Annotated in this window: 15 protein-coding genes; 12 read left to right on the top strand and 3 right to left on the bottom strand. The window is 58.4% G+C overall.

The features are described 5' to 3' along the window. Positions 1–31: 31 nt before the first annotated feature. The gene (locus AC0R79_RS24015; protein ID WP_474731868.1) at positions 32–949 is read right to left on the bottom strand and encodes a putative 2-dehydropantoate 2-reductase; all 918 of its coding nucleotides are present in this window, start codon (positions 947–949) and stop codon (positions 32–34) included. Between the two features lie 140 nt (positions 950–1089). Between AC0R79_RS24015 and AC0R79_RS24010 the strand changes: the two genes are divergently transcribed. Both AC0R79_RS24010 and AC0R79_RS24005 read left to right on the top strand, forming a co-directional pair. After that, positions 1090–1575: a YajQ family cyclic di-GMP-binding protein gene (locus AC0R79_RS24010; RefSeq protein WP_007951218.1), complete on the top strand. Its 486-nt coding sequence runs from the start codon at positions 1090–1092 to the stop codon at positions 1573–1575. 138 nt (positions 1576–1713) lie between these two features. Beyond that, entirely contained in the window at positions 1714–2553 is an 840-nt protein-coding gene (locus AC0R79_RS24005) for a mechanosensitive ion channel family protein (RefSeq protein WP_007951217.1), read from the top strand. A 123-nt stretch (positions 2554–2676) separates the two neighbouring features. On the opposite strand, the gene AC0R79_RS24000 is transcribed toward AC0R79_RS24005, so the two are convergent. After that, positions 2677–4020 (bottom strand): OprD family porin, encoded by a 1344-nt coding sequence (locus tag AC0R79_RS24000; RefSeq protein WP_127799564.1) that lies wholly within the window; start codon positions 4018–4020, stop codon positions 2677–2679. Between the two features lie 899 nt (positions 4021–4919). Here AC0R79_RS24000 and AC0R79_RS23995 point away from each other — a divergent pair. Together AC0R79_RS23995 and AC0R79_RS23990 are read left to right on the top strand one after the other, a co-directional pair. Continuing rightward, positions 4920–5345, top strand: coding sequence for an HIT family protein (locus AC0R79_RS23995; protein WP_007951215.1), 426 nt, complete (start codon positions 4920–4922; stop codon positions 5343–5345). 2 nt (positions 5346–5347) lie between these two features. Continuing rightward, positions 5348–5554 (top strand): SlyX family protein, encoded by a 207-nt coding sequence (locus AC0R79_RS23990; RefSeq protein WP_007951214.1) that lies wholly within the window; start codon positions 5348–5350, stop codon positions 5552–5554. Positions 5555–5647: 93 nt separating this feature from the next. Here the strand turns inward: AC0R79_RS23990 and AC0R79_RS23985 are convergent, their stop codons facing one another. Next, positions 5648–6250 (bottom strand): cold-shock protein, encoded by a 603-nt coding sequence (locus AC0R79_RS23985; protein WP_007951213.1) that lies wholly within the window; start codon positions 6248–6250, stop codon positions 5648–5650. A gap of 309 nt (positions 6251–6559) precedes the next feature. Between AC0R79_RS23985 and AC0R79_RS23980 the strand changes: the two genes are divergently transcribed. From AC0R79_RS23980 to ruvB, 8 genes are all read left to right on the top strand, one after another. Further along, positions 6560–7030 carry a Dps family protein gene (locus AC0R79_RS23980; RefSeq protein ID WP_474731863.1) on the top strand — a complete coding sequence of 157 codons (471 nt, stop codon included), beginning with the start codon at positions 6560–6562 and terminating at the stop codon, positions 7028–7030. A 243-nt stretch (positions 7031–7273) separates the two neighbouring features. Then, positions 7274–7621, top strand: a complete 348-nt coding sequence (locus tag AC0R79_RS23975) for a ribbon-helix-helix domain-containing protein (protein WP_127799560.1) — start codon at positions 7274–7276, stop codon at positions 7619–7621. Between the two features lie 113 nt (positions 7622–7734). Beyond that, entirely contained in the window at positions 7735–7956 is a 222-nt protein-coding gene (locus AC0R79_RS23970; protein ID WP_007951210.1) for an FmdB family zinc ribbon protein, read from the top strand. A gap of 108 nt (positions 7957–8064) precedes the next feature. After that, entirely contained in the window at positions 8065–9840 is a 1776-nt protein-coding gene (aspS, locus tag AC0R79_RS23965; protein WP_007951209.1) for an aspartate--tRNA ligase, read from the top strand. Positions 9841–9964: 124 nt separating this feature from the next. Next, complete coding sequence (locus tag AC0R79_RS23960) at positions 9965–10711, top strand: YebC/PmpR family DNA-binding transcriptional regulator (protein WP_003227527.1); 747 nt, start codon at positions 9965–9967, stop codon at positions 10709–10711. A 101-nt stretch (positions 10712–10812) separates the two neighbouring features. Further along, positions 10813–11340: a crossover junction endodeoxyribonuclease RuvC gene (gene ruvC / locus AC0R79_RS23955; protein WP_007951206.1), complete on the top strand. Its 528-nt coding sequence runs from the start codon at positions 10813–10815 to the stop codon at positions 11338–11340. Positions 11341–11454: 114 nt separating this feature from the next. Further along, positions 11455–12063 (top strand): Holliday junction branch migration protein RuvA, encoded by a 609-nt coding sequence (ruvA, locus tag AC0R79_RS23950; protein ID WP_474731860.1) that lies wholly within the window; start codon positions 11455–11457, stop codon positions 12061–12063. Beyond that, complete coding sequence (gene ruvB, locus AC0R79_RS23945; protein WP_007951204.1) at positions 12064–13125, top strand: Holliday junction branch migration DNA helicase RuvB; 1062 nt, start codon at positions 12064–12066, stop codon at positions 13123–13125. Positions 13126–13249 lie beyond the last annotated feature (124 nt).

Here is a 13249-nt window from a genome sequence, read left to right as displayed (position 1 = left end):
CAAAGGAACAAGTGGCCAGCGTAGCCGCTGCTCAGTCGACGGGCAATCCGAGACTGTGCAGATGAGCGCTCAGCCGCTGTTGCAATTGCTTGAGATGCGGCAGGTTCAACTGATGACGCTCTGCAACCTTGCAGGCATGCCCAAGCAAATAGCTGATCTCGGTGCGGCGTTTGCTGGCCACGTCCTGATACATGGACGAGAAATTCGCCGCCGTGGCCTGGATCACCCGCTCCACTTCCTGTTGCAGGTTGTCCGCCGCCGCCGGTTGCCCGCAGCGTTCGAGCAGCTCGGTCAGTTCGCCGCACAGCGTGGCGACTTCGCAGTGATGTTGCTGCAAGCCGCCGTTGCGGCAGTCGTGCAGCACCGTCAGCGGATTGATCGCACAGTTGAGCGCCAGCTTGCGCCACAGGCGGGTGAGGATGTCGGCGCTCCATTCATGGGGGATTTTCGCTGCCTCAAGGTCGTCCAGCCAGAATGGCGCCACGGGATGACCGGCGTCGCCGAGCCAGGTGTAGCCGTGGCCGGCGAATACCACGCGCCAGTCGCCATCGCGAAACGCGCCCTCGGTGCTGGAGGCGCTGATGCAGCGGGCCTGCGGGACTTGTGCGGCGACCGCTTCCTGGCTGCCGAGGCCGTTCTGCAAAAGAATCAGTTCGGCGTCCGGTGCCAGACGATGGGCAAGCCCGGCCACGGCCGCTTCGGCGTCGTAGGCCTTGCAGGCCACCAGCAGGCGACGGATGGGGCCGGGACTGTCCGGGGTTTCACCGGGGATCGCGTAACTGCTGGCGATGCCTTGTTCGACGAGGGTCAGGCCGCCCGCCGTTGCATAGTCGTGCAGGCGGTCGATGTCGCGCAGGATCAGCCGGACCGGCAATCCGGCCCTAGCCAGACGCGTGGCCCAGAGCGTGCCGAGACTTCCGGCGCCGAGGACGTGCCAGGGGGTGGACATCAGTTTTTCACTCGGTAAGGTACAGGCATGCAAGGCTCGCCGTGTCGGTGGGAAAAGACCCGTTATAATGAGCCCGATTTTAACCGCAAGCCAAGCGCGCCGCGTCCCGTACGAGCGCGCCTTTTTATTGGAGAGATTACATGCCGTCGTTCGACGTGGTATCCGAACTGGACAAACACGAACTCACCAACGCGGTCGAGAACGCCGTGAAGGAACTCGATCGTCGTTATGACCTGAAAGGCAAGGGCAGCTTTGAATTCAAGGAAAAGGACCTGACCGTCCACCTGACCGCTGAAGCCGATTTCCAGCTGGAAGCGATGATCGAGATCCTCAAGCTGGCCCTGGTCAAGCGCAAGATCGACGTGCAGTGCCTTGAAGTCAAAGACTCCTTCGCCTCCGGCAAACTGATGAAACAGGACGCCGTCCTCAAGGAAGGCATCGACAAGGAACTGGCGAAGAAAATCGTCGGCCACATCAAGGAAGCCAAACTCAAGGTACAGGCCGCCATTCAGGGCGAGCAGGTGCGTGTGACCGGCAAGAAACGTGACGACCTGCAGGAGGCCATCGCGGCCCTGCGTGCCAAGGAATTCGGCATGCCACTGCAGTTCAACAACTTCCGCGACTAAGCTTTTCGGTCGGGAACCTCTCGGCGTTTAAAGCGTCCGAGGCCCAAGCAACGGCAGAAACGATTGAGCCCTTTACGGCCCGGTCTTTCTGCCGCTGGTTTTTTACAGCCCGGGAAGCCGGCAATCAGGAGATAAAAGATGGATTTGAATGCTGAGGTGGACAACCTGGTCAAGGCGTCCCAGGCGTGGATTCCGATGATCATGGAATACGGCAGTCGTGTGCTGCTGGCGGTGATCACCCTGGCCATCGGCTGGTGGCTGATCAACAAGGTCACGCAAAAGCTCGGCGGCCTGCTGGCCCTGCGCAATGCCGACCTGGCCTTGCAAGGTTTCATCAGCAGCCTGGCCAACATCATTCTCAAGGTGCTGCTGATTGTCAGCGTGGCGTCGATGATCGGCGTCGAGACCACTTCGTTCGTGGCGGCGATCGGTGCGGCCGGCCTGGCCATCGGTCTGGCGTTGCAGGGCAGCCTGGCGAACTTCGCCGGCGGCGTGCTGATTCTGCTGTTCCGTCCGTTCCGCATCGGTGACTGGATCGAAGCCCAGGGTGTGGCGGGTACCGTCGATAGCATCCAGATCTTCCACACCGTGCTGCGTACCGGTGACAACAAGACCATCATCGTCCCGAACGGTAATCTGTCGAACGGCATCATCACCAACACCAACCGTCAGCCAACCCGCAAGGTTGTGTTCGACGTAGGTGTGGATTACGAAGCCGATCTGCAAAAGGCCCGTCAGGTGCTGCTGGATCTGGCAAAGGATGATCGTGTTCTGCAGGATCCGGCACCTCAGGCCGTTATTTCGACGCTGGGTGACAGTTCGATCACTGTTTCTCTGCGCGTGTGGGTTAAAACTGCGGATTACTGGGATGTCATGTTCATGTTTAACGAACAGTCCCGTGATCGTTTAAAGACTGCTGGCATTGATATTCCTTTTCCGCAACGAGTGATTCGTGTGGTTCAGGAATCGGCAGTGTAATGATAGGTTGCTAATTAATTGCCTGACTTATCGGTCAGGCAGTTATTACAAGTGACAGGTAATAAAAAAGGCCCATCCGAAGATGGGCCTTTTTGTTTTGTTACCGCAACTAACTCGGTGCGATTACAAAAGCGACAGCGGGTAGTCGACGATCAGACGGAACTCTTTGATGTCGCCTTCGCCTTGGTCAGCGTTGGCGTTATGCCATGCTTGACGAACACGGAAGGAAAGATCTTTGGCCGGACCGGACTGAACAACGTACTTGACTTCCAAGTTGGTTTCGTTGTGTTTGCCGTCAGCGCCGTAGAGTGGATCACCGTTGGATTTACGGTAAACACTGTTGGCGGCCAGACCGGTACCATCGATATCCCAGCCTTTAACGTAACGGGTCATGAAGCTCAGACCAGGCACGCCGTACTCAGCCATTTTCAGGTCATAACGGATCTGGGCAGATTTCTCGTTCGGACCGTTGAAGTCAGAGTACTGGATGGAGTTGGCGAGGAAGATCGAGTCGCCACCACGGTTGTTCTTGCCCACACCGACGTAGTCGAATGGTGTGTCACCGTTAACTTTCTGGAAGGCCAGAGTAATGGTGTGCGCCTTCAGGAACGACAACGCGGTCGCCAGGGAGAAGGTGGTGTTGCTGATGTCGCCCGCTTCCTTGTCACCGGTGTCGGTGGTGCGGTAGATGTTGAAGTCAGTGTTCAGCGAAGTGTCGCCACCGAACGGGGTGGTCAGGTTCACGTTCGCGTAGTACTGGTTCCAGACGTCTTCCAGCTTGGCGCCGTACAGGGAAGCAGTCAGGTTTTCGGTGATGCCGTACTTGCCACCGAAGTAGTCGATGGTGTTGGCTGCAACGCCAGCATAGTTGGCCCACAGGTCGCCTTCACGGGAGTTGCGATCCTGGCTGGTCGACGAGTAGAAGTGACCGGCTTCGAGGTCAAGGTCTTTGACTTCGCTGCTCTGCAGTTGGAAACCGCTGGCAGTTTGCGGGAGGATACGGGAGCCGCCTACAGCGAACACCGGAGCGGTGCTTGGCTGCATGTCGCCAACTTTCAGTTCGGTTTTCGATACGCGGAATTTCACGGCTGCGCCGGCTTTGCCCTGACTGTCGTTGACGTGGCCGTCAGCGTCGCGGCTCATGTTGCCGGTACCGCCGGTGCCATCACCGCCGTCCAGTTTGATTGCCAGGTAACCGAAAGCATCAACGCCTACACCCACGGTGCCCTGAGTGTAACCAGAGCTGAAGTTGCCCCAGATACCCTGAGTCCAGTCTTTCTGGTCGTTGCCGCCGTCTTTGTTATTGCGGTTGAAGTAATAGTTGCGAATCAGCAAATCAGCTTTCGCGTCTTCAACAAAGCCTTTGGCTTCAGCCTGGTCACTTACGAACGGTGCGGCCGTAGCCATCTGAGTACTGGCTGCTGCTGCAACTGCCAGTGCGATCATGCTCCACTTCATCACGCGCATCGTGATTTGCTCCTTTGGTTTTAGAAGAGTACTGCCGTCCCACCTGTTTTATTATCTGGGCGGCTCTTTCTTTTTGTGTCGGCGCAAACTTATATCACGCCGACCATGTTGGCGATACTTGCGAATCCAACCTTTCAGCTTCTTTACGAGCGTGTCGCAAACGGCTTGGTAGATGTCGCAAATTTACAGTCCAAATGCAATGGGACTGACAACTTCAGCGCTGTTTTACAGAGCTTGAGCATCGGTAAAAAAGAGTCCCTTGGCAAAACGCTTGAATCTCCATCGGGCAACCCTGCCACTGTTTTTATGGGGCTCAAGGCATCCACTTCTTGTGGTGCGCTTATAGTCCATATGGGTATGAATGCAACAAGCGTGCACAAACCGCTGAATTGTTCCAGTTTTTTTCAAGGTGCTCGTCTGACGCTGTAAAAACCTCATAAAACCGGGGGCTTCGAGGGCCTTTCAAACAGGCTTGACGCCATCCTTCGCATGGTGTTGCTCCCTGAAAGTCGCATCGCGACAACCAAAAACGTTACCGGTTCACCCCGTCGGTGAGTATTCGGCGGATGCCCGACGCACTGAGCGTAGACGCACTGTGCGGTTTTGGTGCAAAAAAATTCAAAGGCTGTACTGAATTCATACAGTTGGGTCGCTGGATGAACGTAAACGCTGAGGTGTGAGCGGGTCATTTTGCTCGGTTTATTCGCATTGCCGGTTCCGTCCTGGTGCACGCGAGGCATAAATGTCACATCCCGGAGCGTGGAGGCATTCTTGCGGCAACGCTGTTCGTCGTGAAGCTCACTCCAATCGCAGGTATGCTGCCGTCCAGTCGCTTGGCGCAGCGCATTCACAGCGGGGCGCTAAGCTGAAAACAGGTCATTTCGCCGGGAGTGCGCGCAGTGTTTGCTTTAGATCCACGACTTCAACAGGACACGCTGACCATCGGCGATTTCCCGCTTTGCCGATTGCTGTTGTCCAACGACGCCAACTACCCGTGGTTCATCCTGGTGCCACGCCGCGACGATATCAGCGAGTTGTTTCAGTTGGATGTCGCCGACCAGCAGCGCTTGTGGGAAGAAACCACGGCCCTGGCCGAGGTGCTCAAGGACTCCTTCGACGCCGACAAGATGAATGTCGCGACCCTGGGTAATGTGGTCAGCCAGATGCATATGCATGTGATCGTGCGTAAACGGGACGACGCCGCGTGGCCGGCACCGGTCTGGGGCAAACATCCCGCCAAGCCTTACAGTGCCGAGCAAGTGGCCGCGATTCGCGAGCGCCTGCGTCTGGTGCTGGACGAAGAATTCACCTTTCTGGAGGGCTGATCATGAGCCTCGAGCAACGCGTTACCGAGCTGGAAAGTCGTCTGGCATTTCAGGATGACACCATCCAGGCATTGAACGATGTGCTGGTGGAGCAGCAGCGAGTGGTCGAGCGTCTGCAATTGCAGATGGCAGCCGTACTCAAGCGCCAGGAAGAGATGGTGGGGCAGTTCGGTTCTTTCGAAGAAGACGCACCGCCGCCACACTATTGAGAAGTGCGCGGGCAGGCTCCCGTGAAAAACGCACCCATTAAAAAACCGCGAACAGCCAGGCTGTTCGCGGTTTTTTTTTTGCGTGGACGTGGATCAGCGACGCGGCAGGGCGGCGATCACGTCCTCGGCCTGCAGGCCCTTGTCACGGTTCATCACCGAGAACTCCACACGCTGGCCTTCGACCAGAACGCGGTGGCCTTCGCCACGGATGGCGCGAAAGTGCACGAAAATATCATCGCCGGAATCCCGGGAGATAAAGCCGAAGCCCTTGGAGGTGTTGAACCACTTGACGGTGCCGGTATCGCGGTTGCTCATGTCGTAGCTTTGCGCGGCGGCGGCCGGGGAGGATTTGTAGAAGCTGACGGCCAGGTGCAGAACCACGGCGACCAGTGCGATCACCAGGCTGAACAGCACGGCTGGCTGGCCGGCGATGACAGGCATCGGCGCGATCAGGGTCAGGGTTTGCAGGACAACGGTCAGGACCAGCAAAGCGCTGACCAGGTTTTGCAGATGCTGGCGCGGACCTTTGTTCCAGTAAGGGATAACTGGCGCAAGGATCAGGTTCAGCAGGCCGAAAAAGGCCAGGTAAAGTGCATCGGGTTGTTGCAGGTAAGGTACCGCTTCGGACTTCAGGCTGGGTATGAAGGACAGCAGCAAGGCTGCTGCGCCCATTAGCAGGTGGACGATTTTCAACATTTTTATTGACTCACGTTATGACGGCTCACAAGGAAGAGCTGAAGGCGCACGGTTCGCTTCGGAACAATAAAGAGGCGTTGGACACGTGCCCGGCATCAGCCTATGCGCAGGCCCGGAAAACGGGGCGTAGCGACACACTGCCTATTTAACAGCAAAGCCTGCGGCTACTCAAATCACGCCGGCCAGCGGCAGCGTGTGGGGCGATTTGTCGCCTCTATCGGGTCGATACGGGGGCTGCGATGCGAGGGAGGCCTTGCTACAGTGAACCGACACCTGCTGGATGAATTCAATCGCCGTTAGGGGGTAAGCATGTCAATCGATATCGGTATCAGTGAAGAAGACCGCAAATCCATCGTCGAAGGGCTCTCGCGCCTGCTGTCCGACACCTACGTGCTCTACCTGAAGACTCACAACTTTCACTGGAACGTCACCGGGCCGATGTTCCGGACCCTGCATCTGATGTTCGAGGAACAATACAACGAGCTGGCCCTGGCGGTGGATTCGATCGCCGAACGGATCCGGGCACTGGGCTTTCCGGCGCCGGGCGCGTACGCGACCTATGCGCGCCTGTCTTCTATTAAGGAAGAGGAGGGCGTGCCGAGTGCCGAGGACATGATCAAACAATTGGTCGAGGGGCAGGAAGCGGTCACCCGCACGGCGCGGGGGATTTTCCCTCTGCTGGACAAGGTCAGTGACGAACCGACCGCCGACCTGCTGACCCAACGCATGCAGGTTCACGAGAAAACTGCGTGGATGCTCCGCGCACTGCTCGAGGCCTGATGACGGAAAGCGCACGGATCCTTCGCTCGTGCGCTTTTCTCTTTTTTGCCCGGAAAAATCATCCGCGAAGGTAGGAAACAAGGAAGACGACCCGCCGCTCCATGATCCTCCGTATCGCGTTGGCTTATCCTACGTGGATGGTCAAAAAGTCATCTGGATCTGCCTTTGCACCTGCGCTTTTAATGAGGTCACAGGAACTCGCCTTGATCACAGGCGCAGAAATGGCAAAGGAGTGTCAGCGATATGGAAGGTGGAGACAGGCGAGGCGACATTGCTGTCGGTTTGCAGCAGGAAAAGTTCGGGGAGCCGTTTCTCGGCGGGTTCGACATGGCGTTGATCCGGCCATTGTCCCGATCGGTACGCTTGAACGGGTTTGCGACCTGCATGCGGCTGGAGCAGGTTTACTGGAACATCCTGGGCCAAATGGCCGAGGACAATTGCTGTTCGGTCGGCACGTTGTTGTCCCGCGTCGATCGTGAAGTGCACTTGCGCCACGGCGGGGTGAAAAACTTCAGCGGTCTGGTGCGGGTGGTGTGTGTGGTGCATGGCCTGCGGGATTCTCCGGGGATGCACGACGCGGGTTGTCACTGACAATACGGCCTGTGCAGTCTTCCGGCTGCACAGGCCGCATTTAATGGATATAATCCCGCTCTTTCGCCGCACAGCCCTGCGCGTGCTGGCAATCTGATTGCCGAGACAACCCCATGCCGATGTACGATTACCAATGTGCTTCCTGTGGTCATCAGTTGGAAGCCATTCAAAAGATCAGCGACGCACCACTGGTCGATTGCCCTGCCTGCCAGGCGCCGGAACTCAAGAAGCAGCTGTCGATGCCGGGCTTTCGCCTCAGCGGCAGCGGCTGGTACGAAACCGATTTCAAGACCGGCGCGAAGAAGAATCTGGCCGGTGGCGACAAATCTGACTAGGGTTCAAACCCAGGTCGAACGACACGCGCGAGTTTCCACACGTTGCACAGTGCTTGAGTGCAGCGGGATCTCCACCGAATTTCGAATTACGAGAAGCGAACCACTACCATGATGCGCAGCCATTATTGCGGCCAACTGAACGAAAGCCTGGAAGGCCAGGAAATTACCCTTTGCGGATGGGTTCACCGTCGTCGCGACCACGGCGGGGTGATTTTCCTCGATATCCGTGATCGTGACGGTCTGGCCCAGGTAGTGTTCGATCCGGATCGCGCCGAGAGCTTCGCCGCCGCCGATCGCGTGCGCAGCGAATACGTCGTGAAGATCACCGGCAAGGTGCGTCTGCGTCCGGCCGGTGCCACCAACGCCAACATGGCGTCGGGCATGATCGAAGTGCTGGGCTACGAGCTCGAAGTGCTGAACGAGTCGGAAACCCCGCCGTTCCCGCTGAACGAGTTCTCCGACGTCGGCGAAGAAACCCGTCTGCGCTATCGCTTCCTGGACCTGCGTCGTCCGGAAATGGCCGAGAAGCTGCGTCTGCGTTCGCGCATGACCACCAGCATTCGTCGCTACCTGGACGAGAACGGCTTCCTCGACGTCGAAACGCCGATCCTGACCCGTGCCACTCCGGAAGGCGCGCGCGACTACCTCGTGCCGAGCCGTACCCACGCCGGTTCGTTCTTCGCGCTGCCGCAATCGCCACAGCTGTTCAAGCAACTGCTGATGGTTGCCGGCTTCGACCGTTACTACCAGATCGCCAAGTGCTTCCGCGACGAAGACCTGCGTGCCGACCGTCAGCCTGAGTTCACTCAGATCGACATCGAGACCAGCTTCCTCGACGAAAAAGACATCATGGGCCTGACCGAAGGCATGATCCGCAACCTGTTCAAGGAAGTGCTGGATCTGGAATTCGGCGAATTCCCGCACATGACCTTTGAAGAAGCCATGCGCCGTTACGGTTCCGACAAGCCGGACCTGCGTAACCCGCTGGAACTGGTCGACGTGGCCGATCAGCTGAAAGAAGTTGATTTCAAGGTCTTCAGCGGCCCTGCCAACGATCCGAAATGCCGTATCGCCGCACTGCGCGTTCCAGGCGGGGCGAGCATGCCGCGCAAGCAGATCGACGACTACACCAAGTTCGTCGGCATCTACGGTGCCAAGGGCCTGGCGTACATCAAAGTCAACGAGCGCGCTGCCGGTGTTGACGGTCTGCAATCGCCGATCGTGAAAAACATCCCGGAAGCCAACCTGAACGTGATCCTCGATCGCGTTGGCGCAGTCGACGGTGACATCGTGTTCTTCGGCGCCGACAAGGCCAAGATCGTCAGCGAGGCCCTGGGCGCGCTGCGTATCAAGCTCGGTCACGACCTGAAGCTGCTGACCTGCGAATGGGCGCCGATGTGGGTCGTCGACTTCCCGATGTTCGAAGAGAACGACGACGGCAGCTTCTCGGCTCTGCACCACCCGTTCACCGCGCCGAAGTGCTCGCCGGAAGAGCTGGAAGCCAACCCGGCTGGCGCTCTGTCCCGTGCCTACGACATGGTGCTGAACGGCACCGAGCTGGGTGGCGGTTCGATCCGTATCCACCGCAAAGAGATGCAACAGGCGGTATTCCGTCTGCTGGGCATCAACGAAGCGGAACAGGAAGAGAAGTTCGGCTTCCTGCTCGACGCCCTGAAATACGGCGCGCCGCCGCACGGTGGTCTGGCCTTCGGTCTGGACCGTCTGGTGATGCTGATGACCGGCGCCCAGTCGATCCGTGAAGTGATCGCCTTCCCGAAAACCCAGAGTGCTGCCGACGTGATGACGCAGGCGCCGGGTGTCGTGGATGCGAAGGCATTGCGCGAATTGCACATTCGTTTGCGCGAAACGCCAAAGGCCGAGTAAGACGGGCCTGAAGGCGCATCTTCGGATGCGCCTTTTTTCTTTCTGCAGTGATTGAAAACAAGATTTTTTTGCCGGCCGATGCACCTGCATGGCGGGCATTGTTCAAGAGAATTCGGAGCGAGTTATGGCAGGTCATTCCAAGTGGGCGAACATCAAGCACCGCAAAGAACGCCAGGATGCCAAGAGAGGCAAGATCTTCACCAAGTGGATCCGCGAACTGACCGTGGCGGCCCGTCAGGGCGGCGGTGATCCGGGCTCCAACCCGCGTCTGCGTCTGGCACTGGACAAGGCACTGGGCGCCAACATGAGCCGGGACATCATCGACCGTGCCGTGGCTCGTGGTGCGGGTGCGACCGAAGCCGACAACGTTGAAGAGCTGACCTACGAAGGTTACGGCCCGGGTGGCGTGGCGGTGATGGTCGAGTGCATGACCGACAACCGCAACCGCACCGCAGCAGCTGTTCGCCACGCGTTCAGCAAGTGTGGCGGCAACCTCGGTACCGACGGTTCGGTAGCCTATCTGTTCGAACGCAAGGGGCAGATCAGCTTTGCCCCGGGCGTCGACGAAGATGCACTGACGGAAGCGGCGCTGGAAGCCGATGCCGACGACGTGGTCAGCCACGAAGACGGCTCGATCGACGTGTTCACTTCGTTCACCAGTTTCTACGCGGTACGCAATGCCCTGGAAGCCGCCGGCTTCAAGGGTGATGACGCGGAAATCGTCATGCAGCCGACCACCAGCGCCGAACTGGATCTGGAGGGCGCCGAGAAGGTGCTCAAGCTGATCGACATGCTGGAAGACCTGGACGACGTGCAGAACGTCTACTCCAACGCGGACATTCCGGAAGACGTGGCCGCTCAGCTCGGTTAAGAGCGACTACGATTCAATGTGGGAGATTCCGTGTTTGAGGCTTACCCTCAAGCACGGGATCTCCCACATTTGTTTTTGTGTTTTTTCGAACCAGCAGGCTTATGACTTTAATTCTTGGTATCGACCCCGGTTCGCGCATTACCGGTTACGGCATTGTTCGCGATACCGGACGCGGCGGCTGCATCTATGTCGCCTCGGGTTGTATCCGCACCGGTGCCGGCGAGCTGCATGAGCGGTTGCAGATCGTCTATCGCGGCGTGCGGGAAATCATCCAGACCTACGGCCCGGTCACCATGGGCATCGAAAAGGTGTTCATGGCAAAAAACGCCGACTCGGCCCTCAAGCTCGGGCAGGCCCGTGGGGCCGCTATCGTTGCTGGCGCCGAAGAAAGCCTGGAGATCGCCGAGTACACGGCCACTCAGGTCAAGCAGGCTGTGGTGGGAACTGGCGCTGCCAATAAAGAGCAGGTGCAGATGATGGTCATGCACATGCTCAAGCTGACCAGCAAACCGCAAATCGACGCATCGGATGCTCTGGCGATTGCCATTTGTCACGCCCACACCCGCTCCAGTCTGTTGCCACACGGCCTGGGAACAGCACGCAGTCGTGGCGGGCGCCTGCGTCTCTGATAGCATCAGCAGTCAATTTCACGGAATGTGGATTTCGCGCCTGGGTCGTCGGCCGTCAATCCATGTTCTGTCGGTCGCCAGCCCACGGCTGGCCAACGCTCAAGGATCTGAAACGTGATTGGACGCTTGCGCGGCACTCTGGCTGAAAAACAGCCGCCGCACCTGATTCTGGATGTAAACGGCCTCGGGTATGAGCTGGAAGTGCCCATGACCACCCTTTATCGTCTGCCGTCGGTCGGTGAACCGCTGACCTTGCACACCCATTTGGTCGTACGCGAAGACGCGCAGTTACTCTATGGTTTTGCCGGCAAGCGTGAGCGAGACTTTTTTCGCGAGTTGATCCGTCTCAATGGTGTGGGGCCGAAACTGGCCCTGGCCTTGATGTCGAGTCTGGAAGTCGACGAACTGATCCGCTGCGTGCAGTCCCAGGACACCTCGGCGCTGACCAAGGTGCCGGGCGTGGGCAAGAAAACCGCCGAGCGTCTGCTGGTCGAACTCAAGGATCGCTTCAAGGCCTGGGAAACCTCGCCGGCCATGTTCGCACTGGTGCCGAACCAGCCGGACGGCCCGGCGCCGGTCAACACCGCCGAGAACGATGCGGTCAGCGCGCTGATTTCCCTGGGCTACAAGCCACAGGAAGCGAGCAAGGCGATTTCCGCGATCAAAGAGAAAGACCTGAGCAGCGAAGACATGATTCGACGCGCCCTGAAGGGAATGATTTAAGTGATTGAAGCTGATCGTCTGATCGCCGCCACGCACAGTCCGCGTGAGCGCGAAGAAGTCCAGGATCGGGCGATACGTCCCGTCAGCCTGGCCGAATACATCGGCCAGCCGACCGTTCGCGAGCAGATGGAACTGTTTATCCAGGCCGCCCGTGGCCGTAGCGAATCCCTCGACCACACCCTGATCTTCGGTCCGCCGGGGTTGGGTAAAACCACGCTGGCCAACATCATCGCTCAGGAAATGGGCGTGTCGATCAAGAGCACTTCCGGCCCGGTGCTGGAACGTCCGGGGGATCTGGCGGCGCTGTTGACCAATCTTGAGCCGCACGATGTGCTGTTCATCGATGAAATCCATCGCCTGTCGCCGATCGTCGAAGAAGTGCTGTACCCGGCGATGGAAGACTTCCAGCTCGACATCATGATCGGTGAGGGGCCGGCGGCGCGTTCGATCAAGTTAGATCTGCCGCCGTTCACTCTGGTCGGTGCGACCACGCGGGCGGGCATGCTGACCAACCCGTTGCGCGACCGTTTCGGTATCGTCCAGCGTCTCGAGTTCTACAGCACCGCTGACCTGGCGACGATTGTCAGCCGTTCGGCGAACATTCTCGGTCTGCCGCTGGATCCGGAAGGGGCTTTCGAGATTGCCCGTCGTGCACGTGGTACGCCGCGAATCGCCAACCGACTGTTGCGTCGGGTGCGGGATTTCGCCGAAGTCCGGGCCAAGGGCCATATCACCAAGGCTGTCGCGGATCTGGCGCTCAATCTGCTGGATGTCGACGAGCACGGTTTCGATCATCAGGACCGGCGTCTGCTGTTGACCATGATCGAGAAATTCGACGGTGGCCCGGTGGGCATCGACAGTCTGGCGGCAGCGATCAGCGAAGAACGCCACACCATTGAAGACGTGCTGGAGCCATATCTGATTCAGCAGGGTTACATCATGCGGACGCCGCGGGGCAGGGTGGTTACCCGTCACGCGTACCTGCATTTTGGTTTAAACATTCCGACACGAATGGGCGAGATGCCCGTGGTAGACGAGTTTCTCGATGCCGTGGACGATTAATACACATTTATTGTCGATTTATTCAGCGTTTGTACTGTCTCAGGACGGTACTTTTGCGGTAAAGCCTTCGAACAATGAAAAACAGTTGCCTGGCCGGATTGGCAACCCGAGGAGTAAGCACTAG

The sequence above is a fragment of the Pseudomonas sp. HD57-3 genome (assembly GCF_056113135.1).
This window is presented reverse-complemented; position numbering and strand designations above follow the sequence as displayed.